Below are 22546 nucleotides of genomic sequence, written 5' to 3'. Positions count from 1 at the left end.
GGGAGAGAAAATGAAAACCAGATGGCTTTCCATGCTTGCCGCCACCGTTTTTCCATTGGTTCTGTCATCGGCTGCCAATGCACAGACGGCAAAACCGCCAGCTGCTGCTGCGGCCCGTTATGACGCGGAGTTTAATGCCTGGCTGAGAAAGGAAGTCTGGCCGCAAGCCCGCAAGGCTGGGGTCTCCCAAAAGACGCTTGAACGCACATTGAACGGCATCTCCATCAACTGGCAGCTGCCGGATCTGGTCATCCCCGGACAAAAACCGCCGAAGGAACAAAGCCAGAGCCAGGCCGAGTTTTCATCCCCGGGAGCTTATTTCTCGGAAAAACGCCTGCAGGCCTTGGCATCAACCGGCCGTGGGCTAGCCTCAACCCATGCCTCGACGCTGCGCCGTATCGAGCAGACCTATGGGGTGCCTGCTTCAGTTCTCGTTGCCGTCTGGGGCAGGGAGTCCGGATTTGGCCGTGCCAAGCTGCCGCATTCCGTCATCGATGTGCTGGCGACGAAGGCTTACATGTCGACCCGCAAGGACATGTTCCGCAATGAATTGATTGCCGCCTTGCATATCGTCGATAGCGGAGATGTTGCTGCCGACCGTATGATGGGGTCCTGGGCCGGAGCCCTTGGGCAGCCGCAATTCATGCCGTCCAGCTACCTTGAATATGCGGTCGATTTTGACGGAGACGGCCGTCGCGACATCTGGAACTCGGTGCCCGACAGTCTGGCATCGATTGCCAATTACCTTGCCAAGAAGGGCTGGCAACGAAACCGCGATTGGGGTTTTGAAGTCTCCATCCCCGCCAATGTCAGTTGCGCGCAGGAAGGTCCGGATCTGGCCAAACCCGTCAAACAATGGGCATCGATGGGCATCACTCGCATTAGCGGCAAGGGCTTTCCGTCGAACGATCTGGATGCTGCTGGCATGATGTTGGTACCCGCGGGCCGCCACGGCCCAGAGTTTCTGGTGACACCGAATTTTTATGTCATCAAGGAGTATAACAACTCCGACCTCTACGCTCTGTTCATTGGTAATCTTGCAGACCGCATCGCTTATAATGCCGGTCCGTTCCGCGGTGAATGGGGGGCGGTTGGTTCGATGCTGCGCTCAGATGTGCTGGCCATGCAGAAGGCACTGGTTGCCAAGGGTTATGACGTTGGCAAGGCGGATGGACTGGCTGGTTTCAAAACCCGTCGCTCTCTCGGTGACTGGCAATCGAAATCCAATATCGCGCCGACCTGTTTTCCGGACGAAACCCTGAAAACCAAGCTGCGCTGACCCATCAAGCCGACCATCAATGATGGTCGGTGTGGGCCTTGTGAAAGATGTCATCGGTTGGCGGAATGGTCTGGCGTTCGATCATGCGATGAACGCGAGGACGTTTGTCGCCACGATGCAGCGTCAACAGCTTATCCCAGGCCTCCGCATCCGCCTGGGTGCGGCGGTGGTTATGCCGCACATATTCCACCCATGTCGGAACATGGTAGCTTTCCGTCCAGATGTCAGGGTTTTCCAGATCGCGCATCAGGTTCCAGTTACGTGCCCCGTCACGAATGCGGATACGCCGGCGCTCGGTCATCAGCGCCATGAACTCCGGAAGGTCCGAATCGTCGATTTCATAGTCGATGAGAATGGCGATGGGACCGCTCTGTGGTTTGATGTCGAGGCGCAGAGGCGGTTCGACAAACCTGTTCAGCGGATCGAGATTCAGCGAAGCGAAGGCTGGCATCTGCAGGAAATAGCCGACAAGCACGCCAAACAGCATCAGAAGACAGGAAAGCTGAAGGGCAAAGGAAACACCATGGATTTCCGACAGCGCACCCCAGACCCAACTGCCCAGTGCAATGCCGCCAAAGGTCAGGGTCTGATAGAGAGAAAGTGCACGTCCAACCACCCAGCGCGGCGTCGAAAGCTGCACGATAGTGTTGAACAGTGATAGCGCCAGCACCCAGCAGGCACCTGCTATGGTAAGCGCGAGGCTCGTGAGTATGGCGTTGGTGCTGATGGCCGTCATGCCGGAACTAAAGGCAAAACCGAGGAAGGCAACACGCACGATCCATTCGCTGGAAAGTGCCTCGCGCAACCGCGCACTGATCAGCGCACCGCCAATAGCGCCGAGACCGAAAGCGCCCAGCATCACGCCGTAAGTCAATGCTCCGCCCTGTACGAGGTCACGCGCCACAACGGGCATGAGGGCCAGGATGGCACTGGCTGACAGGCCAAATAGAAAACCGCGTACCAGCACCTTGCCAATGTTGGGTGACATCGCCACATAACGCATACCGGAAGAGATAGCGGCACCCAGATGTTCTCGAGGCAATTGTGAGGTCGGTGCCGGCAGTTTCCACTGCATCAGGGCGTAGATCAGCGCGAAATAGCTGAGTGAATTGACAAGAAAAGCTGCTGCAGCACCTGCTGCGGCAACGATGGCACCACCGATTGCCGGTCCCACACTGCGGGTAATGTTGAAACCCACGCTGTTGAGTGTCACGGCGGCCGGCAAATCTTCACGCGGCACCATTTCGCCAACCGATGCCTGCCAGGACGGGTTGTTGAGGGCGGTACCACAGCCGATCATGAAGGTGAAAAACAGCAGCAGCCATGGTGACAGCCAGCCGAGCCAGGCGAACACCGTCAACATCACCGAGGCAACAAGCATCAGGAACTGCGCGGAAATCATGATGCGGCGACGGTCGAAACTGTCGGCAAGCGCGCCTGATATCAGCGAGAACAGCATGATCGGCAGCGAGGTCGAGGCCTGAACCAGCGCGATCATGTTCTCCGAACTGGACAGGGACGTCATCATCCAAGCTGCACCGACAGCCTGAATAAGGCCGCCGAAATTGGATGCGAGGCTGGCTATCCAGATGGTTCGATAGGTCTGGTGTCTAAGGGGAGCAAGAGGCGATTTCCGGTCCGGCACGGCCTGTCCAGTAATTTTGATGTGAGTTGTTTTGTGTGAGTATAAACACACAAATGAAGGATGCCACCGTTTGAAGTGTGGAAGCGGTTAAATTGTGACAAATGGCAATATCCACTGCCTTTCTGCCGCCGTCCTTGCAATTGCGGGGATGACGGGTTATATACGGTTCAAATTCTTGATCACTTGATGAAGAGTGGAGCCGCAAGGCTCCGCTCTTTTTCGTTAAGTGGTCCCAGTTGAGAAAACGGACCGGAAAGACGCATATGTCGGAATACACTACCGAGCCACGGCTTATCGTTGAAACAGGGGTTGATCGTCGGATTGCCGACATTGTCGAGCCTGTTCTGACTGGCATGGGTTTCGTTCTTGTCAGAGTGCGACTTTCCAGCCAAAATGGCTCAACGCTCCAGATTATGGCTGAGCGTCAGGATGGAACGATGAACGTTGAGGACTGCGAAGCAGTTTCAATGGCGGTTTCTCCGGTTCTGGATGTAGAAGACCCGGTTGAAAAGGCGTATCATCTGGAAGTATCCTCACCGGGTATCGACAGACCGCTGGTGCGCAAGTCCGACTTCTCGCGCTGGCAGGGTCATCTGGTAAAGATCGAAACATCGATCCTGGTTGATAACCGCAAGCGGTTCCGCGGCAAGATTGCCGAAATCGGTGCGGACGATTTTACGTTAGAGCGTGATCAGATTGCCTACGGCGAAGAGCCGACGGTTGTTATTCCGTTCAATGCTCTTTCTGACGCAAAGCTGGTGCTGACCGATGATCTCATTCGTGACGCATTGAAGGCTGACAAGCAGGCGAAAGCGGCTGCAGCCAACCAGAACGAAGAAAACGACGAAGAATAATTCCAACGTAATGCCCTTCAAAGAGGGGGCAGCTAACGCAATCATGCGACTTACGGAGACGAACAAATGGCAGTGAGTGCAAACCGGCTTGAGCTTTTGCAGATCGCCGATGCTGTGGCACGCGAAAAGGTTATCGACCGCGAAATCGTGCTTGCCGCGATGGCAGACGCCATCCAGAAAGCTGCCCGCTCGCGTTATGGTTCTGAAACCAACATTCGTGCGGATATCAATTCCAAGACCGGTGAAATTCGCCTTCAGCGTCTTCTCGAGGTTGTCGAAAAGGCCGAAGACTATTCCACGCAGATCCCGCTGGAACTGGCGCGTGATCGCAATCCGGATGCCAAGATCGGTGACTTCATTGCTGATCCGCTGCCACCAATGGACTTCGGTCGTATTGCTGCGCAGTCTGCCAAGCAGGTTATTGTGCAGAAGGTGCGTGAAGCCGAGCGTGACCGTCAGTTCGACGAGTTCAAGGATCGTATCGGCGAGATCGTCAACGGTACCGTGAAGCGCGTTGAATACGGCAATGTCATCGTTGATCTGGGCCGTGGCGAAGGCATAATCCGTCGTGACGAGATGATTCCACGTGAAAACATGCGTTACGGTGACCGCGTTCGTGCCTATGTTTACGACGTGCGTCGCGAACAGCGTGGCCCGCAGATTTTCCTGTCGCGTACCCATCCACAGTTCATGGTCAAGCTTTTCACCATGGAAGTGCCGGAAATCTACGACGGCATCATCCAGATCAAGTCGGTTGCCCGTGACCCGGGTTCGCGCGCCAAGATCGCCGTTATCTCCAGCGACAGCTCGATCGATCCGGTCGGCGCCTGCGTTGGTATGCGCGGTTCCCGCGTTCAGGCGGTTGTTGGTGAGCTGCAGGGCGAAAAGATCGACATCATTCCGTGGAGCCAGGATCCGGCTTCCTTCATCGTCAACGCCTTGCAGCCTGCTGAAGTGGCCAAGGTCGTTCTCGACGAAGATGCAGAGCGTATCGAAGTTGTGGTTCCTGATGAGCAGCTGTCGCTGGCCATTGGTCGCCGTGGTCAGAACGTACGTCTGGCATCGCAGCTGACCGGCTGGGATATCGATATCATGACGGAGCAGGAAGAATCCGAGCGCCGCCAGAAGGAATTCAACGAGCGCACCAACCTGTTCATGGATGCACTCGACGTTGACGAAATGGTCGGTCAGGTTCTGGCATCCGAAGGCTTTGCCCAGGTTGAAGAGCTTGCCTATGTCGACCTCGACGAAATCGCCTCTATCGACGGCTTCGACGAAGACACTGCAAACGAAATCCAGACCCGTGCACGCGAATATCTTGAGCGCGTCGAAGCGGAAATGGATGCCAAGCGCAAGGAACTCGGCGTTTCCGACGAACTGCTGCAGATCGAAGGTCTGACATCGCAGATGATGGTTGCTCTCGGTGAAGATGGCATCAAGTCCGTTGAAGACTTTGCCGGTTGCGCTGCTGACGACCTGATTGGTTGGAGTGAACGCAAGGACGGTGAGACCAAGAAGTTCGAGGGTATCTTCTCGAAGCTCGATGTTTCGCGCGTTGAAGCTGAAAACATGGTTGTTCAGGCTCGTCTGCTCGCTGGCTGGATCACCCAGGAAGACCTGGATGCCCAGCAGCCTGCTGAGGAGGAGGCAGACGCCGCTGAACAGGAATGAGTGGCAAGTTACGCCAGTCGGATGCCGTCATCGAGGATGACGGCTTCGGCGCTATCAACGGTCGCATGTGCATTGTGACCCGCGAGAGCGACAAGCCAGATGATTTGATCCGGTTTGCACTTGGTCCTGACGGCGTTGTCGTCCCGGATATCAAGCGTCAACTGCCGGGTCGCGGCTGCTGGGTGAAGGCCGAGCGGCAATATGTGGAGAAAGCAATCGCGAAGAAGCTCTTCGCGCGCGCTTTCAAAAAGGAAGTGAAGGCTGGCCCTGAGCTTGTCGACATGGTTGACAGGCTTCTGGTGCAACAGCTTGCCGGAATGATGAACCTGGCCCGTAAGGCCAGCCAATTCATTACCGGCGCAACAAAAGTCGATGCGGCTGTGCGTTCCGGTGCAGCCCTTGCCGTCTTCCATGCCGCCGATGCGGCGCCGGACGGCGTTCGAAAAATAAACCAGGCCCGGACGGCCTGGCATCTCGGAATGGAAACCGAGGCAGCAATACCGTCCATTCGGCCGTTTACTACGGCAGAAATGGACGAGTTGATGGGTCAGAATGCTTTTATCCACGCTTGCGTGCTTGCAGGGCAGGCAGGTGAGGGTGTAGTGAAGCGCGCAAACATGCTCCTAAGGTATCGCGATGGCGGTCAGTCCGGGGCAGAAGGCGGCGCTGGCCGGAATGAAGAATGACGCGGTTATCGGCTAAGGTCGACGCTGTGTTTCGGATACAGCAATTGAACGACGGGGCCTGATGTTTGTCATCCGGCCTGCGTCCGAAGGAACGGGAACGGAATGACCGACAACAACGACGACAAGACACTCAACGCACAGCCCAAAAAGACTCTCACTCTCAAGCCGAGCGGGATGAGTCAGGGTACTGTGCGTCAGGATATGGGTCGAGGTCGCACCAACGCGGTTGTAGTGGAAACACGCAAGCGTCGTCCCTCGCGTCCTGAAGACGAAAAGCAGGCTCCAGTAGCGGTTGCACCGGCTCCCAAGCCAGCGGCACCGGCAGCACCAGTTGCCGCACGTCCGCAGCAACAGCCTGCGGCGCCTGCGCCACGCATTCACCAGCCATCTTCCGGACAGCAGCCAAACCGTCCGAACCAGCAGCAGAACCGCCCGGGTCAGCAGAGCCAGCCATCGCGCCAGCCTGATCGTCCGCGTGGCAATGTTCTGCACGATCTGTCGGCCGGTGAAATGGAAGCCCGTCGCCGCGCGCTGATGGAAGCGCAGGCTCGTGACGTGGTTGAAGCCAAGCAGCGCGCTGAAGATGAAGCCCGCCGCAAGGTGGAAGAAGAACGCCGTATCGCTGAAGAGCGTGAAGAGGCTGCACGTCGTGCAGTTGAAGAAGCTGCTGCTGCCAAGGCCGCTGCAGCGCAGGCTGCCGTGGCTGAACAAAAGCCGCAGTCTGCTGCTCCACGCCCTGCCGCTGCACCACAGGCAGCCCGCCCGGACGCTCGTCCGCAAGGCTCACGCCCTGTTCCTGCAAATGAAGAACCAGCTCCGAACGCTGCAGCACGTGTCCGTCGTCCAAACACCAGCGACGATGATGATCGTGGTGTGCGCCGTGGTCCGGGCATGCCTGTCCGTGGTAAGGTTGCCACGCCGGTTCCCGCCAAGCCTGCTGCACGTCTGAAGACAGAAGATGAACGCCGTCGTGGCAAGTTGACTGTGACTGCTGCCGGTCTTGACGAAGAAAAGCGCGGCCGCTCCTTGGCCTCGATGCGTCGTCGTCAGGAGAAGTTCCGTCGCAGCCAGATGCAGGAAACCCGCGAAAAGATTACGCGCGAAGTCATTCTGCCGGAAACCATTACCATTCAGGAACTGTCGCAGCGTATGTCCGAACGGGCCGTTGACGTGATCAAGTATCTGATGAAGGAAGGCCAGATGATGAAGCCGGGCGACGTCATCGACGCCGATCTGGCAGAACTGATCGCTGGCGAATTCGGTCACACGGTTAAGCGCGTTTCGGAATCCGACGTTGAAGAAGGTATCTTCAACGTGGCTGATGACGAAGGTGAAATGCTGCCACGTCCTCCGGTCGTTACCATCATGGGTCACGTTGACCATGGTAAGACCTCGTTGCTCGACGCGATCCGTAAGGCGAACGTTGTTGCAGGCGAAGCCGGTGGTATTACCCAGCATATCGGCGCCTATCAGGTTGAACAGAACGGTCACAAGATCACCTTCATCGACACCCCAGGTCACGCCGCATTTACCGCGATGCGTGCACGTGGTGCACAGGCAACCGATATCGCCATCCTGGTGGTTGCTGCTGATGACAGCGTGATGCCGCAGACCATTGAATCGATCAACCATGCCAAGGCAGCTGGTGTTCCGATCATCGTTGCAATCAACAAGATCGACAAACACGAGGCAAATCCTGAAAAGGTTCGCCAGCAGTTGCTGCAACATGAAGTGTTCGTTGAATCCATGGGTGGTGAAGTTCTGGACGTCGAAGTTTCGGCCAAGAACAAGCTCAACCTCGACAAACTGCTTGAAGCCGTGCTTTTGCAGGCCGAAATTCTTGACCTGAAGGCTGATCCAAGCCGTACGGCGGAAGGTACCGTTATTGAAGCAGAACTTGACCGTGGCCGTGGTGCCGTGGCGACCGTTCTGGTTCAGAAGGGTACACTGCGTCCGGGTCAGATCATTGTGGCTGGCGACCAGTGGGGCCGTGTCCGCGCTCTCGTCAACGACAAGGGTGAACACGTCAAGGAAGCCGGTCCGGCTATGCCTGTCGAAATCCTCGGCCTGTCCGGTACGCCATCTGCTGGTGACCGTTTCGCGGTTGTTGAAAACGAAAGCCGTGCTCGTGAAATTTCCGAGTACCGTCAGCGTCTGGCACGCGACAAGGCTGTTGCCCGTCAGACGGGTCAGCGCGGTTCGCTCGAACAGATGATGAGCCAGCTTCAGACTTCGGGACTGAAAGAGTTCCCGCTGGTTATCAAGGCTGACGTGCAGGGTTCGGTCGAAGCGATTATTGCATCGCTCGACAAGCTCGGTACTGACGAAGTGCGTGCCCGTATCGTGCATTCAGGCGCCGGTGCGATCACGGAATCGGATATCTCGCTTGCCGAGGCATCCAACGCTGCAATCATCGGCTTCAACGTCCGCGCAAATGCCCAGGCCCGTACGGCTTCGGAACGTGCTGGCATTGAGATCCGCTACTACAACATCATCTACGATCTGGTAGATGACGTTAAGGCAGCAATGTCCGGTCTGCTCTCGCCAGAACGTCGCGAAACCTTCCTCGGTAACGCAGAAATTCTGGAAGTGTTCAACATCACCAAGGTCGGTAAGGTTGCCGGTTGCCGTGTTGTCGAAGGCAAGGTCGAGCGTGGTGCCGGTGTACGTCTGGTACGCGACAACGTTGTTATCCACGAAGGCAAGCTCAAGACGCTCAAGCGCTTCAAGGACGAAGTCAGCGAAGTGCCGGTCGGTCAGGAGTGCGGTATGGCCTTCGAAAATTACGAAGACATCCGTGCAGGCGATACGATCGAGTGCTTCCGCGTAGAGCATATCATCAGAACGCTCTAAGTTCGCTGCTCGAAACGACTAGAAAATGTGACGGGCGCCGGTTAGTCGGCGCTCGCTCCGTTTGAGGCTAATAAAATGGTAAAAGCAACTTCTTCCGCCCCGTCACAGCGCATGTTGCGCGTTGGCGAACAGGTGCGCGCCGCAATAACTCACGTCCTGCAACGTGGTGAAGTCCGCGACGATCTCTTGGAAAAGACGGTCGTATCGATTTCAGAAGTGCGGATGTCACCTGATCTGAAAATGGCAACTGCCTATGTGACGCCGCTTGGCGTTGCTGATCACACCCAGACGATTGACGCTTTGAACCGGCACGCGAAATATATTCGTGGTCGTCTCGGCGCGCAATTGCGACAGATGAAGTACATGCCGGAACTGCGTTTCCGGGATGATACGAGTTTTGACAATTACCAGAAGATCGATGCGCTGTTGCGCTCGCCGGAAGTCAGTCGTGATCTTGGAGCGTCTGCAGGCAAAGTCTCCGAAGATAAAGACGAAGAATAGAAATACGGCATGTCCAAACAGCGTAAACCACAACACCGCAAGCCCAAGGGCCGCCCGATTTCCGGCTGGCTTATTCTCGACAAGCCGTTGGATTTCGGTTCAACCGAGGCTGTTTCCAAAATCAAGTGGCTGTTTAACGCCCAGAAGGCCGGTCACGCGGGAACGCTTGATCCCTTGGCGTCCGGCATGTTGCCGATCGCCCTCGGTGATGCAACCAAGACTGTGCCATATGTCATGGATGGCCGCAAAATTTATGAATTCACGGTGACGTGGGGCGAAGAACGCGCAACCGACGACCTTGAAGGCGAAGTGGTCGAAAGTTCCGAAGCTCGTCCGGAAGAACAGGCGATCCGTGACCTTCTGGCAAAATATACCGGTACTATTCTTCAGACACCGCCGCAGTTTTCGGCCATCAAGATTGCCGGCGAGCGCGCCTATGATCTGGCACGTGAAGGCGAAACCGTCGAAATTCCGGCACGCGAAGTCGAGATTTATCGTCTGAGCTTGCTTGCTGTTACCGATAACAACCATGCGCATTTTGAAGTGGAATGTGGCAAGGGTACTTATGTGCGTGCACTGGCGCGCGACATGGGCCGCGATCTTGGCTGTTTCGGGCATATCTCTGAACTGCGTCGCACCATGGTTGCACCCTTTGGTGAAGACGTCATGGTGCCGCTTGCAAAGCTTATCGAGTTTGAGGCGGTTGAAGATCGTGATGAGCGGCTTGCAGCTCTCGATGCCTTCCTGATCGATACGGCTGAAGCCCTGTCGTCGCTGCCACAACTGGTCATCAGTGATGATCAGGCGCATCGCCTGAAGATGGGCAATCCAATTCTGCTGCGCGGCCGTGATGCCCCGGCCGATCACCCCGAGGCCTATGCCATGGCACGTGGCAAACTGGTTGCCATCGGTGAAATCGGGCAGGGAGAGTTCCGGCCCAAGCGGGTTTTCGGATAAGACCATGCAGGAGGGGGGCGCGTAATCGCCCCTTTTCTTTGTGCTGCAGATGGTTTATAGGCAGCCCCAGCTTAAGGCTTTTGCCTTTTGCCAATGAATGGCCAGAGCTGGACGACATCCCGGCTCTAGGCGTCCCGATTTTCCTTAGACAATAGAAAGGATCGTACGATGTCGATTACTGCAGAGCGCAAAGCCGCCCTTATCAAGGAATACGCAACCGTTGAAGGCGACACAGGTTCGCCTGAAGTTCAGGTCGCAATTCTGACGGAGCGGATCAACAATCTGACGGAACACTTCAAGGGTCACAAGAAGGACAACCACTCACGTCGTGGCCTTCTGACCATGGTTTCGAGCCGCCGTTCGCTTCTTGATTATCTCAAGAAGAAAGACGAAGCCCGTTACACAAAGCTGATCACAGCTCTTGGTGTACGCCGCTAAAAAAAATCCGGCGGGTCATCGGTTCGATGCCCGCCGGTTTTTCTATCCGGCAGTCTGCCGGACTATGCCCCGAATACCACACAGGTATCGCCGGGGAACAGGAAGATGGGCCGGATGGGCCGGTGCCGTCTGAAACAACCGATGACCTGTCATGGGGCAGGATTGCCGGATGCTTTTGCAACGCCGATGACGTTGCAATGAACAAAGCCTCCAGTTGTCTTGCCCGTGATGTGTCGTAGCTGCGAAGACGAAACAATTTCGCAGCGACAGTTAAGGACAAAATATGTTCAAGCAACATTCCGTGGAAATCGAATGGGCAGGCCGCCCGCTCAAGCTTGAGACAGGCAAAGTTGCCCGTCAGGCTGACGGCGCCGTCATCGCAACCTACGGCGAGACCATGGTTCTCGCGACAGTCGTTTCTGCCAAGGCTCCAAAGCCAGGCCAGGACTTCTTCCCGCTGACCGTAAACTACCAGGAAAAGACCTATGCTGCCGGTAAAATCCCAGGCGGCTATTTCAAGCGCGAAGGTCGTCCAAGCGAAAACGAAACACTGGTTTCGCGCCTGATCGACCGTCCAATCCGTCCGCTTTTCCCTGAAGGCTACAAGAACGACACGCAGGTTGTCGTGACCGTTATCCAGCACGATCTGGAAAACAACCCTGATATCCTGTCGATGGTCGCAACTTCTGCTGCGCTGACACTTTCTGGCGTTCCTTTCATGGGCCCGGTCGGTGGCGCGCGCGTTGGTTACATCAACGGCGAATACGTACTGAACCCACACCTTGACGAGATGGACGAGTCTGTTCTCGATCTGGTTGTCGCCGGTACGCAGGACGCAGTTCTGATGGTTGAGTCCGAAGCAAAGGAACTCAACGAAGAAATCATGCTCGGCGCCGTCATGTTCGGCCATAAGGGCTTCCAGCCAGTTATCGACGCCATCATCAAGCTGGCTGAAGTTGCTGCCAAGGAACCACGCGAATTCGAACCGGAAGATTTCTCCGCGCTCGAAACAGAAATGCTCGGCCTTGCCGAAGCAGAACTGCGCACCGCGTACAAGATCACTGAAAAGGCTGCACGTTACGCTGCTGTCGACGCAGTGAAGGCAAAGGTCAAGGCTCACTTCCTGCCGGAAGAAGGCGAAGCAAAGTACACAGCCGAAGAAATTGGCGCAGTGTTCAAGCACCTCCAGGCCAAGATCGTTCGTTGGAACGTTCTGGACACCAAGAGCCGTATCGACGGCCGCGACCTGTCCACCGTTCGTCCGATCATTTCGGAAGTTGGCCTTCTGCCACGTACCCACGGTTCGGCGCTGTTCACACGCGGCGAAACGCAGGCGATCGTTGTTGCCACACTCGGCACCGGCGAAGACGAGCAGTATGTTGACAGCCTGACCGGCATGTACAAGGAACGCTTCCTGCTGCATTACAACTTCCCGCCCTACTCGGTCGGCGAAACTGGCCGCATGGGTTCCCCAGGCCGTCGTGAAATCGGTCACGGCAAGCTGGCATGGCGCGCAATCCGCCCAATGCTGCCAACCGCTGAGCAGTTCCCGTACACACTGCGTGTGGTTTCTGAAATCACTGAGTCCAACGGTTCTTCCTCGATGGCAACCGTTTGCGGCACATCGCTCGCGCTGATGGACGCTGGCGTTCCTCTGGCCAAGCCAGTTGCTGGTATCGCCATGGGCCTTATCCTCGAAGGCGACCGTTTTGCGGTTCTCTCCGATATCCTCGGCGACGAAGATCACCTCGGCGACATGGACTTCAAGGTTGCGGGTACTGCGGACGGCATCACCTCGCTTCAGATGGACATCAAGATCGCCGGTATCACCGAAGAGATCATGAAGGTTGCTCTCGAGCAGGCTCAGGGCGGTCGCAAGCACATCCTCGGCGAGATGGCCAACGCCATCACAGAAAGCCGCGGCCAGCTTGGTGAATTTGCTCCACGCATCGAAGTGATGAACATTCCGGTCGACAAGATCCGTGAAGTTATCGGTTCGGGCGGCAAGGTCATCCGCGAAATCGTTGAAAAGACCGGCGCAAAAATCAACATCGAAGACGATGGCACCGTGAAGATCGCTTCTTCTTCCGGCAAGGAAATCGAAGCTGCTCGCAAGTGGATCCACTCTATCGTTGCAGAACCGGAAGTCGGCGCAATCTACGAAGGCACAGTCGTCAAGACTGCTGACTTCGGTGCATTCGTTAACTTCTTCGGCGCACGTGATGGTTTGGTTCACATCTCGCAGCTCGCTTCCGAGCGCGTTGCCAAGACCTCCGACGTCGTCAAGGAAGGCGACAAGGTTTGGGTAAAGCTGATGGGCTTTGATGAGCGTGGCAAGGTTCGCCTGTCCATGAAGGTTGTCGATCAGGCAACTGGCAAGGAAGCCGAGAAGAAGGACGGCGAAGCAGCCGAATAAGGCCTTCGTTTCTTTCCGATATCGAGGCGCGGAAGATTTCCGCGCCTTTTTTCTATTTTCAAAAAGGTCGCAAATATGAGCCGTGACGCCGTCAAAACCCTGTTCCACCCGTTCGCCGCAGGCATGGTCGAAGCACCTGCGCAGGGTGAACGCGTACTGTTTCTTGGAGCCGAAGCCGGCGCACCAAGGCTCGAAGGATTTGATGCCGAGATTGTTGCGGTTCAGAGCCTTCGTCCGCTTTACCGCGCCTTGCAGGCAGAACATGCCAATGTCACACCCGACCTGTCAGGCGAGGCGTTCGATGCGGCGCTTATCCTGTGCGGCAAACACCGTGGTGAAAATGAAAACCGCGTTGCCGAAGCGCTTGAACGCGTCAAGGCAGGCGGCACAATCGTGATTGCCGGTTCGAAAGAAGATGGCATCGCCACCATGCGCAAGATGCTGTTGAAGCTGGGTGTAGAAGTCGAATCCACACCAAAATATCATGGCATTGCAGTGTGGTTTAAGCGTCCCGAAGAGGTGACTGCTTACGTTGCGAAACTGAAGCATGAGGCCGTCACGGTTGATGGACGGTTCACGGCGATGCCGGGCATGTTCTCGCATGATCGTATCGATGATGGCTCCGAATTGCTGGCATCGCGCCTGCCAACCGATTTTGATGGCAATGCCGCAGATTTTGGCGCCGGCTGGGGTTATCTCTCGGTCATGCTCGCCGAGAAGTCTCCGCGCACCGCCCGTATCGATTTGTTTGAAGCAGACTGGAATGCATTGGAATTCGCCAAGACCAATCTCGAAGAAAATTGCCCGAAACTGACGACACGTTTCTTCTGGCAGGATCTTGCTGCTGAGCCACCAAAAGAGAAATACGACTTGATCATCATGAATCCGCCCTTCCATGCAGGTGGACAGGCGGCTGAGCCTGCCTTGGGTCAGGCACTGATCAAGGCAGCGGCAGGTGCTCTGCGCAATGGTGGCAAGCTGCTGATGGTTGCCAACCGTGGTCTTCCCTATGAGACCATTCTTGCCGGCGAATTCAAAACAAGCGGTGAAGTATGCCGTAACTCCCGCTTCAAGATCCTGAGCGCACAGAAGTAAGAGACAAACAAGATGTTCCGCAAAACCGAAAGCAATGGTTTTGCGGGATTTTTTGATGTCAGGACTTTCTGACTTTTTGCGATGCCAGCACATTGCGGATCGCAAAGCTCGAATGAATACGTGAAACGCCGGGTAACTTTGACAGAATGTCCTTGTGGACACGCTCAAAGTCACCGGCGCTTTCAATTTCCACCCGCACGAAATAATCGGCCCCGCCGGTCATTAAAAAACACTCGCGAATTTCAGAGTGTTTGCGCACTGCCACTTCGAAACGGTTGAGATAGTCTTCCGTTTGTCGATCAAGGGTTATCTGAATGATAACCGCAATACCTTCTTCGCCCGATGTATTGCCCGTCAGCACCGTGTAGCCACGGATTGCGCCGGACTGTTCCAGAATATTGATGCGGCGCAGGCATGCCGAGGGTGACAAACCAACGGCTTCTGCAAGTTTGGTGTTGCTGATGCGCGCATTGGCGCGCAGCGCCCTGATGATATGCCGGTCTATCGCATCGAGTCCTGACATGTGGTTTCTTTCATTTCGTCGCAGATTGTTTCAATAAATAGCAACAATCTGAATAATCAACACATCATCGCCGGAAAATTCGACAATACGTGCATTACCATCCTTCATTAATAATGAGGGTGAACGATAATGAACATGCAAATCAGCCGCACACATGCGAGCGGTAATGCAAGCGGTTGGCTGACAATCGATCTCGGCGCTCTATTCGACAATTACCGGTTTTTGCAGACGCAGGCACCAGCAAGTGCCGTGGCTGGCGTGGTGAAGGCAGATGCCTATGGGCTGGGCGCGGACCATGTCGCGACCACGCTATACGCCGCCGGATGTCGTGACTTTTTCGTTGCGCATATCGACGAGGCTATCAGCCTTCGCAAACTGATTGCACAGGACGCACGGTTTTACGTGCTGAATGGGTTGCAGCCCGGCAATGAAGCAAGCTGTGAAGCGTTCGATATTACGCCTGTTCTCAATTCTTTGGCGCAGGTCGCGCAATGGTCCGACTTCGCAACCAGCATCGGCAAGACGCTGCCAGCAATCCTGCAGGTCGACACCGGCATGTGCCGTCTAGGCCTGCCGCCGGAAGAACTTGAAATCCTGGTGAAGGACCAAAGCCGTGTTTCGGGCCTGCGCATTGATTATATCATGAGCCATCTTGCCTGCGCTGATGAGCCGGAAAACCTCGCCAATGCGGCGCAGCTGACGGTCATGTTGGAAGCGGCACTTGGCCTGCCGAATGCCAAAATCTGCTTTTCAAATTCCGGCGGTATCTTTCTCGGTAGCGGATATCACAACCACCTGATGCGGCCAGGTATTGCACTTTACGGCGGTGCACCGTCGGTGGTGCCACCAAATCCCATGAAGCCGGTTGTTGGGCTTCAGGTCGCTGTGGTGCAAACCCGCATCGTGCCCGCAGGCTCACAGGTTGGTTATGGCGGTTCCTTCGTTTCGAAGGAAGAGATGCGTCTGGCGACACTGGCGGCCGGTTATGCGGATGGGCTGCCACGGTCTTTGAGTAACAGCGGAGCGGTGTGGTTTAATGGCCAGCGCTTGCCGATTGTCGGACGCGTGTCGATGGATAGTATCATTGTCGACATATCCGCTTTGCCGGAGGGAACCTTGCAGCACGGTTCACTCGTTGAAGTGATTGGGCCGCAGCAGAGTCTCGAAGACGTGGCCGATGATGCCGGTACCATTGCATATGAAATTTTGACGAGCCTTGGCCGTCGTTATCAGAGAAAATACATCCAACCTCGGGACGCCGCAGCAGCTTTGACTGACCGTGCCCCCAATGCGTGAGAATGGCATGAATATTACGATCCTTGGAGCCGGTGTTATCGGCGTGACATCTGCGTGGTACCTTGCCAAGGCAGGGCATAAGGTAACGGTTATTGACCGGCAGTCAGGCGCGGCATTGGAAACCAGCTTCGCCAATGCCGGCGAAATCTCGCCCGGCTATTCATCGCCTTGGGCAGCGCCAGGTATTCCGATGAAGGCGCTGAAATGGCTGTTCATGAAACATGCCCCGTTGATCGTGCGCCCGACGCTGGATGCAGCAACATGGAGCTGGATGCTGAAGATGCTGTCCAACTGCACGGCAGCTCGGTATGCGACCAACAAGGGTCGCATGGTGCGGATTGCCGAATACAGCCGCGATTGCTTGATGGCACTCCGTGATGAAACCGGCATTCAGTACGACCACCGCACGCAGGGCACATTGGAAGTGTTCCGCACCCAGAAGCAGTTTGATGGCATTGCCAAGGACGTCGCCGTCCTGAAGGCGGGCGGCGTGCCGTTTGAAATACTCGACAGCAAGGGATGCGTGGCAGTTGAGCCAGGCCTTGCACCTTCGAGCGACAAGATTGTGGGTGGTCTGCGCCTGCCAGGCGACGAGACCGGCGATTGCTACATGTTCACCACGGAGTTGGCGAAGCTGGCCGAGCAGGCTGGCGTTACCTTCCTCTACGATACGGCCATCCATCGTCTGGTCACAGAAGGTTCGGTCGTCAAGGCAGTTGAAACTTCCAAGGGCCGGATTGAAGCTGACGTGTTTGTCGCGGCCCTTGGCAGCTACTCACCGGCGCTGGTCAAGCCACTCGGCCTTAATCTGCCAGTTTATCCAGTGAAGGGCTATTCGATTACCGTGCCGATCATCAATGAAGCACGGGCACCTGTTTCGACCGTCATGGATGAAACCTACAAGGTTGCCATTACCCGCTTGGGCTCGCGCATCCGTGTGGGCGGCATGGCGGAAATCGCCCGTTTCAGCAATGATCTGCCCCAGGCACGCAAAGAAACTCTGACCCATTCCGTGGAAGATCTGTTTGGCGGGGCAGGAGATCAGTCGCAGGCCCTGTTCTGGTCGGGCCTACGCCCGATGACACCAGATGGTACGCCGGTTATCGGTAAGACCCGTTATGGAAACCTGTATCTTAATACCGGTCATGGCACTCTCGGCTGGACCATGTCTTGTGGTTCCGCCCGCGTTCTTTCTGATTTGATCAGCGGTCAAAAACCAGACATTGAGACGGCCGATCTTTCGATTTCCCGCTACGGCCGTTGAGGGCCTCGGTATAGAGCCGAGTGAATAAGAGATTATGCAAACGGGGCTTTCAGGATGATATCCGAAGGCCCCGTTTATCTATGCAGAGAGCACATAAAACAAAAAGGCCGGGCAAGCCCGACCTTTCACAACCGCTTTGCTTCATGCCAGTACATCCGTGGTCATGGCGAAGCGATTTTGTATTTCTGAACGACAACCTGAGGTTTTCGTCTCGTTGCTCACATCCTCGCGCCAATTGGTTAACATCAAGTTAATGTCAAGGCAGCGAATGCAGTATTCTTGTGCCGTGAGCGACGTGTGAAATACATGTGATCCTTATATGCTGTCGCATAAGGGCTTTTTCAAGGCCTGCTAAAATAAAACAACTTTTGCAATCTGAAATATAACGCAAATAAAAAAGGCCGGTAAAACCGGCCTTTAATCGTGTGCAAAAAACTGAAAGCTTATTAAGCCTGCAGGTTGTCTGCAGACATCTTGCCCGAACGACGGTCCTGAACCAGTTCGTAGGTGATCTTCTGGCCATCCTTGAGGCCGTTCATGCCAGCGCGCTCAACAGCAGAAACGTGTACGAATACGTCCTGTGTGCCGTCGTCAGGCTGAATGAATCCGTAACCCTTGGTCGAGTTGAACCATTTAACTGTACCAGTTGCCATAACGATTTCCTTCCGTTGGCAAATTGAATTAGCCTCGAAAAATAGTCCTTTCGAGAGCAGTTGGTCGAATTTGCAGAAAAAAGATCGTCGTTTGCGTCTATGCGGCGCCGAAGTCTGGTCGTCAAACAAATATCGATGGCGCCGACATAATTGGCTTTGCAGTTGCTTGTCAAGAGAAAGGAAAGTTTGTCAAAGGCTTGAAAAGCAAAAACCCGGTGCGGGAGGAGGTGCACCGGGTTCTTGAAACTGACTGACAATTGGGAGGAGGAGTATTGTCAGTCCAAATCGGCGGGCGCTGGGAGGAGGAGTGCGCCGCGTCGATGATTTAAATGTACCGGAAACCCGCACAAAATACAGCCACATGATTGCAGCGCAGCTTTGCATTAAGCGCATGGCTGGGGGTTGTTCTATTGCCATTACTCAATCGGCCGCCTATCATTTAAGCATGAGCATTGAATCGGTCCGTACATATTTCGCTTCCAGATCCCCTGATATCACCGTCATCGAGACGGAGAAAAGCTCCGCAACGGTGGCACTCGCTGCTGAGGCGCATGGTGTGGAGCCGGATCAGATTGCTAAAACGATCTGTCTGCGTGCCGGTGAGACTATTCTTTTGGTTGTAACAGCCGGAACCAGGCGACTTGATAACAAGAAGTTCCGTGAGCAGTTTCAAGCTAAACCCCGCATGTTGGATGCGGAAGAGGTCGTGGCCGTCACCAGCCACCCGGTCGGTGGCGTATGCCCGTTTGGCCTTGCCACGGATGTTCCGGTTTATTGCGATGTGTCGTTGAAGAACTATCAGGAAGTTGTGCCTGCCGCAGGCGCCACCAATGCTGCGGTCCGCATCTCGCCGGACCTGATGGCATCGCTCACCAAGGCCCAATGGGTTGATGTCTGCCAATAACATAAAGTTGGTAGGCCCGTGAGTTTAACCGCACCTTAAATCGCCGTATTTTATTCTCATTCGAATGAAATGCAGATCGAGCGTCGAAACACGCCCGTTTGCAAGGGTTTATCGTATCAGGAGTGGTTTCGGCCATATGGCAGGCAAAAGCAAATCAGGTCGCAGAATAGAACCTTCATTCGAGGATGATGAGCTCGAAGATGAAGAGATGCGCCTTGATGCTGGCGACCGCATTGCCGGAAACTCCGCCGTTCGCCGCAAAACCGCCGCTACTGCAGCCACACCCAAAAAATCCAGAAAGAGCAAAGCTGCACCTGTAAAGATCGCCAAGTCAGGCGGGTTGGTCCGTCTGGTCAGGCGCCTGTTTTACTGGTGTGTGGTGCTGGGTATCTGGGGCGGCATCGCCGTCGCGGGTCTGGTTCTTTATTATGGTGCACGCATGCCTGCTGCCAGCACCTGGTCTATTCCTGAGAGACCACCGAATGTCAGGATCGTTTCCGTTGATGGCGAAGTCATTGCCAACCGTGGCACTACCGGCGGTGAAGCTGTCGCGCTTGAGGACATGTCTCCTTACATACCGCAGGCGGTCATGGCTATTGAAGACCGGCGGTTCTATTCGCACTTTGGTGTTGACCCGCTCGGTTTGGCGCGTGCCGTGGTCACCAACGTGACCTCGGGGCGTATGGTACAAGGTGGCTCCACACTAACCCAGCAGCTTGCCAAGAACTTGTTCCTCTCCCAAGAGCGCACGCTTGAGCGCAAGGTACAGGAAGTGCTGCTGTCGTTCTGGCTGGAGCAAAAATACAGCAAGGACCAGATTCTTGCGATGTATCTGAACCGCGTTTATTTCGGCTCGAATGCCTATGGTGTCGAGGCCGCATCCCGCCGTTACTTCAACAAGTCTGCACGGGATGTAAATCTTGGAGAAGCGGCTCTTCTGGCTGGCCTCCTGAAGGCGCCGTCCCGTCTGTCGCCTGCGCGAGATCCGCAAGCCGCCGAAGAACGAGCGCAGATCGTTCTCTCTGCCATGCGCGAGGAAGGTTACATCACCGATAGCGAAAGCGCGACGGCGATGTCGCAGCCGCCAACCAAGGCCAAACATTTCTGGTCGGGTGCCCAGCACTACGCTGCCGACATGGTGATCGATGAGGTCCGCTCGCTGGTCGGTGAGGTGAAGCAGGATCTGGTTGTCGATACCACCCTTGATCTCGGCCTTGAAGAAAAGGCTGATGAGGCCATTACTAAGGCATTGGCTTCCGAAGGAAAGAAGCTCGGCGTTTCGCAAGCCGCTCTGGCGGCGATCGATGGTACCGGCGCCATTCGTGCAGTGGTCGGTGGCGCAAGCTACGCTGACAGCCAGTTTAACCGCGCAACCAGAGCCAAACGTCAACCGGGTTCGGCCTTCAAGCCATTCGTTTATGTGGCAGCTCTGGAAGCCGGTCTGCGTCCCAACTCCATCCGTAATGACGGTCCGGTTCGCATCGGCAATTGGACGCCTGAGAACTATGACCAGAAATATAGGGGCGAGGTGACGCTGTCATCCGCTCTGGCACAATCACTCAATACCATCGCCGCGCAATTGGTGATGGAGGTCGGCCCTGACCATGTGACCAAAGTGGCGCATCGTCTGGGCATCGAATCCCAGTTGCAAGCCAATGCCTCGATTGCACTCGGGACTTCGGAAGTCTCTCTGACAGAACTGACGGCAGCCTATGCGCCTTTCATGAATGGCGGTTACAAGGCCACGCCTCATATCGTCAAACGCATTTCTGACATGGACGGCAACGTCCTCTATGAAAACAAATATGATAATCCACCACGTGTTCTAAGTGAGGCGATCGTCGCTGCCATGAACAGCATGCTGACGCGTGTTGTCGATGAAGGCACGGGTAAGGCCGCCAGACTGAAGGGTTGGCAGGTGGCCGGTAAGTCCGGGACAACCCAGTCTTTCCGTGATGCACTGTTCGTTGGTTACACAAGCAACCTGACCACAGGCATCTGGCTCGGCAATGATGACGGTACACCCATGAAGAAGGTGACCGGCGGTGGCCTGCCTGCAAAAGTATGGCATGACTTCATGACCGCCGCGCATGCGGGCCTGATCCCATCACCATTGTTTGGTCAGGGTTATGTGACCGATGAACCGGTTTTCCCACCCGATCGTCCCAACGAAAACCAGCCGGGGTCTATAACTGACATTATCTCTGGCGCCTTCGGTGACCGTCCGGCATCGCAAGGCATGCCACCTGAGCAGGTCGGTTCGGCCAATGGTCAGCCGATGGATATTCCGCAGCGCTCTTATCCGGGCGAGCCATCCTATTCAAATGGGCCGGTGCCGCCTGCCGATGTTGGAGCAAGTGATCAACGCGGTCCTCAGCCAGCACGACAGACGACGCTTCTCGATTTTCTGATGGGAAATTGACGGGCAGGAAGCCGCAAGTGAGTCTTGTCTCTTAATGCGACATCCTGGTGCCGGGGGATTGCCAGAGATGTTACCGACGCCTGGGCAGAATTCGTTCATTCAGCCTTTGAAATTTAGAATTCGCGTTTTGGTTGATTTTTTCAATCGGTTTTCTAAGGGTTTGATTTTTATTAACAATATCTAATTTCTAACGCTCGTTTGGCTCGCTTCAATTAACCCTAAGGCTTGTTTTTTCATTGGCTGCCCCATTTCTGATGACTTTCCAGGGTAAATGAATTATTACTTATGATTATTGGAATGCTTAGTTGCTGTACTAAATTTTTTTAATTGAGGATTAAGATGTTTAGACTTGGCGAGGCTCGCGCAGGTGGGTTCGAAGAGATTCAGCAGTCTGGTAGTATTGTTCTAGAGCCGCAAAATATTTTATTTGAAAATGATCAGGTCGAACAAACACCTATGCTGAAATTGCAGTTTGCAGTTAAGCGCCTTATTGATGTCTTCGGTGCTTTTTCTGCTCTCTTAATGTTGTCTCCACTCCTTGGTGTCGTCGCTCTTCTTGTGAAACTTGATAGCAAGGGGCCGGTATTCTTCTCCCAGATTCGCTGGGGAATGAATGGAGAGAAAATCCGCGTTTATAAATTCCGCTCAATGAGAACAGATTTGTGCGACGCAACGGGTGTCGCGCAGACCGTAAAAAATGATCCTCGTGTTACAAAGATGGGCGCTATTTTGCGCAAGACCAACATTGATGAACTGCCACAGCTGATCAATGTCCTGAAGGGTGACATGTCGCTGGTCGGACCACGTTGCCATGCCATTGGCATGTTTGCAGGCGGCCGTCTTTATGAGGATCTCGTACCAAACTACCACAAGCGTCACACTGTGCGTCCGGGCATTACCGGCCTTGCGCAGATGCGTGGCCTTCGTGGCCCGACGGACCGTGCGGACAAGGCAAGAGCCCGTATCGCATCGGATATCTACTACGTCGACAATTTCTCGGTGTGGCTGGATATCAAAATTATTTTCGGAACTTTGTGGTCCGAACTCAAGGGTGGCAAAGGCTTCTGATTTTTTGGCCTTTGTCTGATA

18 protein-coding genes are annotated in these 22546 nt (G+C 55.2%); 15 read left to right on the top strand and 3 right to left on the bottom strand.

The window, feature by feature from the left end:
• The first annotated feature begins 31 nt into the window (after positions 1 to 31).
• Positions 32 to 1279: a lytic murein transglycosylase gene (locus M2418_RS14860; protein WP_259148011.1), complete on the top strand. Its 1248-nt coding sequence runs from the start codon at positions 32 to 34 to the stop codon at positions 1277 to 1279.
• Positions 1280 to 1295: 16 nt separating this feature from the next.
• On the opposite strand, the gene M2418_RS14855 is transcribed toward M2418_RS14860, so the two are convergent.
• Positions 1296 to 2924, bottom strand: a complete 1629-nt coding sequence (locus M2418_RS14855) for an MFS transporter (RefSeq protein WP_259147549.1) — start codon at positions 2922 to 2924, stop codon at positions 1296 to 1298.
• A 263-nt stretch (positions 2925 to 3187) separates the two neighbouring features.
• Between M2418_RS14855 and rimP the strand changes: the two genes are divergently transcribed.
• The 9 genes from rimP (at position 3188) to M2418_RS14810 (ending at position 14395) form a co-directional block, all read left to right on the top strand.
• Positions 3188 to 3778 carry a ribosome maturation factor RimP gene (rimP, locus tag M2418_RS14850; protein WP_259147548.1) on the top strand — a complete coding sequence of 197 codons (591 nt, stop codon included), beginning with the start codon at positions 3188 to 3190 and terminating at the stop codon, positions 3776 to 3778.
• Between the two features lie 66 nt (positions 3779 to 3844).
• Positions 3845 to 5449 carry a transcription termination factor NusA gene (gene nusA, locus M2418_RS14845; protein ID WP_192486976.1) on the top strand — a complete coding sequence of 535 codons (1605 nt, stop codon included), beginning with the start codon at positions 3845 to 3847 and terminating at the stop codon, positions 5447 to 5449.
• A complete protein-coding gene (locus M2418_RS14840) occupies positions 5446 to 6135 on the top strand; it encodes an RNA-binding protein (protein ID WP_259147544.1) in 690 nt (229 codons plus the stop codon). Before nusA ends, M2418_RS14840 begins: the two co-directional genes overlap by 4 nt.
• Before the next feature lie 102 nt (positions 6136 to 6237).
• A complete protein-coding gene (gene infB / locus M2418_RS14835) occupies positions 6238 to 8988 on the top strand; it encodes a translation initiation factor IF-2 (protein WP_259147542.1) in 2751 nt (916 codons plus the stop codon).
• Positions 8989 to 9063: 75 nt separating this feature from the next.
• Positions 9064 to 9489 carry a 30S ribosome-binding factor RbfA gene (gene rbfA / locus M2418_RS14830; protein WP_259147540.1) on the top strand — a complete coding sequence of 142 codons (426 nt, stop codon included), beginning with the start codon at positions 9064 to 9066 and terminating at the stop codon, positions 9487 to 9489.
• A gap of 9 nt (positions 9490 to 9498) precedes the next feature.
• Positions 9499 to 10446: a tRNA pseudouridine(55) synthase TruB gene (gene truB, locus M2418_RS14825; RefSeq protein WP_259147538.1), complete on the top strand. Its 948-nt coding sequence runs from the start codon at positions 9499 to 9501 to the stop codon at positions 10444 to 10446.
• Between the two features lie 168 nt (positions 10447 to 10614).
• A complete protein-coding gene (gene rpsO, locus M2418_RS14820) occupies positions 10615 to 10884 on the top strand; it encodes a 30S ribosomal protein S15 (protein ID WP_192486981.1) in 270 nt (89 codons plus the stop codon).
• A 283-nt stretch (positions 10885 to 11167) separates the two neighbouring features.
• Entirely contained in the window at positions 11168 to 13300 is a 2133-nt protein-coding gene (gene pnp, locus M2418_RS14815) for a polyribonucleotide nucleotidyltransferase (protein ID WP_192486982.1), read from the top strand.
• Between the two features lie 75 nt (positions 13301 to 13375).
• A complete protein-coding gene (locus tag M2418_RS14810) occupies positions 13376 to 14395 on the top strand; it encodes a class I SAM-dependent methyltransferase (protein ID WP_259147536.1) in 1020 nt (339 codons plus the stop codon).
• Positions 14396 to 14453: 58 nt separating this feature from the next.
• Here the strand turns inward: M2418_RS14810 and M2418_RS14805 are convergent, their stop codons facing one another.
• Positions 14454 to 14918 (bottom strand): Lrp/AsnC family transcriptional regulator, encoded by a 465-nt coding sequence (locus M2418_RS14805; RefSeq protein ID WP_259147535.1) that lies wholly within the window; start codon positions 14916 to 14918, stop codon positions 14454 to 14456.
• A gap of 129 nt (positions 14919 to 15047) precedes the next feature.
• Between M2418_RS14805 and alr the strand changes: the two genes are divergently transcribed.
• Together alr and M2418_RS14795 are read left to right on the top strand one after the other, a co-directional pair.
• The gene (alr, locus tag M2418_RS14800) at positions 15048 to 16214 is read left to right on the top strand and encodes an alanine racemase (RefSeq protein WP_259147534.1); all 1167 of its coding nucleotides are present in this window, start codon (positions 15048 to 15050) and stop codon (positions 16212 to 16214) included.
• A gap of 7 nt (positions 16215 to 16221) precedes the next feature.
• Positions 16222 to 17478, top strand: coding sequence for a D-amino acid dehydrogenase (locus tag M2418_RS14795; RefSeq protein WP_259147533.1), 1257 nt, complete (start codon positions 16222 to 16224; stop codon positions 17476 to 17478).
• 446 nt (positions 17479 to 17924) lie between these two features.
• Here the strand turns inward: M2418_RS14795 and M2418_RS14790 are convergent, their stop codons facing one another.
• Positions 17925 to 18131, bottom strand: coding sequence for a cold-shock protein (locus M2418_RS14790; RefSeq protein WP_192486987.1), 207 nt, complete (start codon positions 18129 to 18131; stop codon positions 17925 to 17927).
• Positions 18132 to 18576: 445 nt separating this feature from the next.
• On the opposite strand from M2418_RS14790, the gene M2418_RS14785 reads away from it, so the two are divergent.
• The 3 genes from M2418_RS14785 to M2418_RS14775 all read left to right on the top strand — a co-directional run bounded on the left by M2418_RS14785 (position 18577) and on the right by M2418_RS14775 (position 22525).
• Positions 18577 to 19035, top strand: coding sequence for a YbaK/EbsC family protein (locus M2418_RS14785; RefSeq protein ID WP_259147530.1), 459 nt, complete (start codon positions 18577 to 18579; stop codon positions 19033 to 19035).
• Between the two features lie 136 nt (positions 19036 to 19171).
• Positions 19172 to 21457 carry a transglycosylase domain-containing protein gene (locus tag M2418_RS14780; protein WP_259147528.1) on the top strand — a complete coding sequence of 762 codons (2286 nt, stop codon included), beginning with the start codon at positions 19172 to 19174 and terminating at the stop codon, positions 21455 to 21457.
• A 327-nt stretch (positions 21458 to 21784) separates the two neighbouring features.
• Positions 21785 to 22525, top strand: a complete 741-nt coding sequence (locus tag M2418_RS14775; protein WP_259147526.1) for a sugar transferase — start codon at positions 21785 to 21787, stop codon at positions 22523 to 22525.
• Positions 22526 to 22546: the final 21 nt, after the last annotated feature.

The sequence above is a fragment of the Rhizobium sp. BIGb0125 genome (assembly GCF_024810055.1).
Lineage (GTDB): Bacteria > Pseudomonadota > Alphaproteobacteria > Rhizobiales > Rhizobiaceae > Agrobacterium.
Note: the sequence above shows the minus strand (reverse complement) of the source record. Positions and strands in the feature narration are given on the sequence as shown.

What these genes read in the sequence shown, in the direction of transcription:
- rpsO (WP_192486981.1), top strand. Translation starts at nt 10,615, where the DNA reads ATGTCGATTACTGCAGAGCGCAAAGCCGCCCTTATCAAGGAATACGCA.
- M2418_RS14795 (WP_259147533.1), top strand. Translation starts at nt 16,222, where the DNA reads ATGAATATTACGATCCTTGGAGCCGGTGTTATCGGCGTGACATCTGCG.
- M2418_RS14780 (WP_259147528.1), top strand. Translation starts at nt 19,172, where the DNA reads ATGGCAGGCAAAAGCAAATCAGGTCGCAGAATAGAACCTTCATTCGAG.
- M2418_RS14860 (WP_259148011.1), top strand. Translation starts at nt 32, where the DNA reads ATGCTTGCCGCCACCGTTTTTCCATTGGTTCTGTCATCGGCTGCCAAT.
- nusA (WP_192486976.1), top strand. Translation starts at nt 3,845, where the DNA reads ATGGCAGTGAGTGCAAACCGGCTTGAGCTTTTGCAGATCGCCGATGCT.
- M2418_RS14790 (WP_192486987.1), bottom strand. Translation starts at nt 18,131, where the DNA reads ATGGCAACTGGTACAGTTAAATGGTTCAACTCGACCAAGGGTTACGGA.
- alr (WP_259147534.1), top strand. Translation starts at nt 15,048, where the DNA reads ATGAACATGCAAATCAGCCGCACACATGCGAGCGGTAATGCAAGCGGT.
- rimP (WP_259147548.1), top strand. Translation starts at nt 3,188, where the DNA reads ATGTCGGAATACACTACCGAGCCACGGCTTATCGTTGAAACAGGGGTT.
- M2418_RS14840 (WP_259147544.1), top strand. Translation starts at nt 5,446, where the DNA reads ATGAGTGGCAAGTTACGCCAGTCGGATGCCGTCATCGAGGATGACGGC.
- M2418_RS14785 (WP_259147530.1), top strand. Translation starts at nt 18,577, where the DNA reads ATGAGCATTGAATCGGTCCGTACATATTTCGCTTCCAGATCCCCTGAT.
- rbfA (WP_259147540.1), top strand. Translation starts at nt 9,064, where the DNA reads ATGGTAAAAGCAACTTCTTCCGCCCCGTCACAGCGCATGTTGCGCGTT.
- pnp (WP_192486982.1), top strand. Translation starts at nt 11,168, where the DNA reads ATGTTCAAGCAACATTCCGTGGAAATCGAATGGGCAGGCCGCCCGCTC.
- M2418_RS14805 (WP_259147535.1), bottom strand. Translation starts at nt 14,918, where the DNA reads ATGTCAGGACTCGATGCGATAGACCGGCATATCATCAGGGCGCTGCGC.
- truB (WP_259147538.1), top strand. Translation starts at nt 9,499, where the DNA reads ATGTCCAAACAGCGTAAACCACAACACCGCAAGCCCAAGGGCCGCCCG.
- M2418_RS14810 (WP_259147536.1), top strand. Translation starts at nt 13,376, where the DNA reads ATGAGCCGTGACGCCGTCAAAACCCTGTTCCACCCGTTCGCCGCAGGC.
- infB (WP_259147542.1), top strand. Translation starts at nt 6,238, where the DNA reads ATGACCGACAACAACGACGACAAGACACTCAACGCACAGCCCAAAAAG.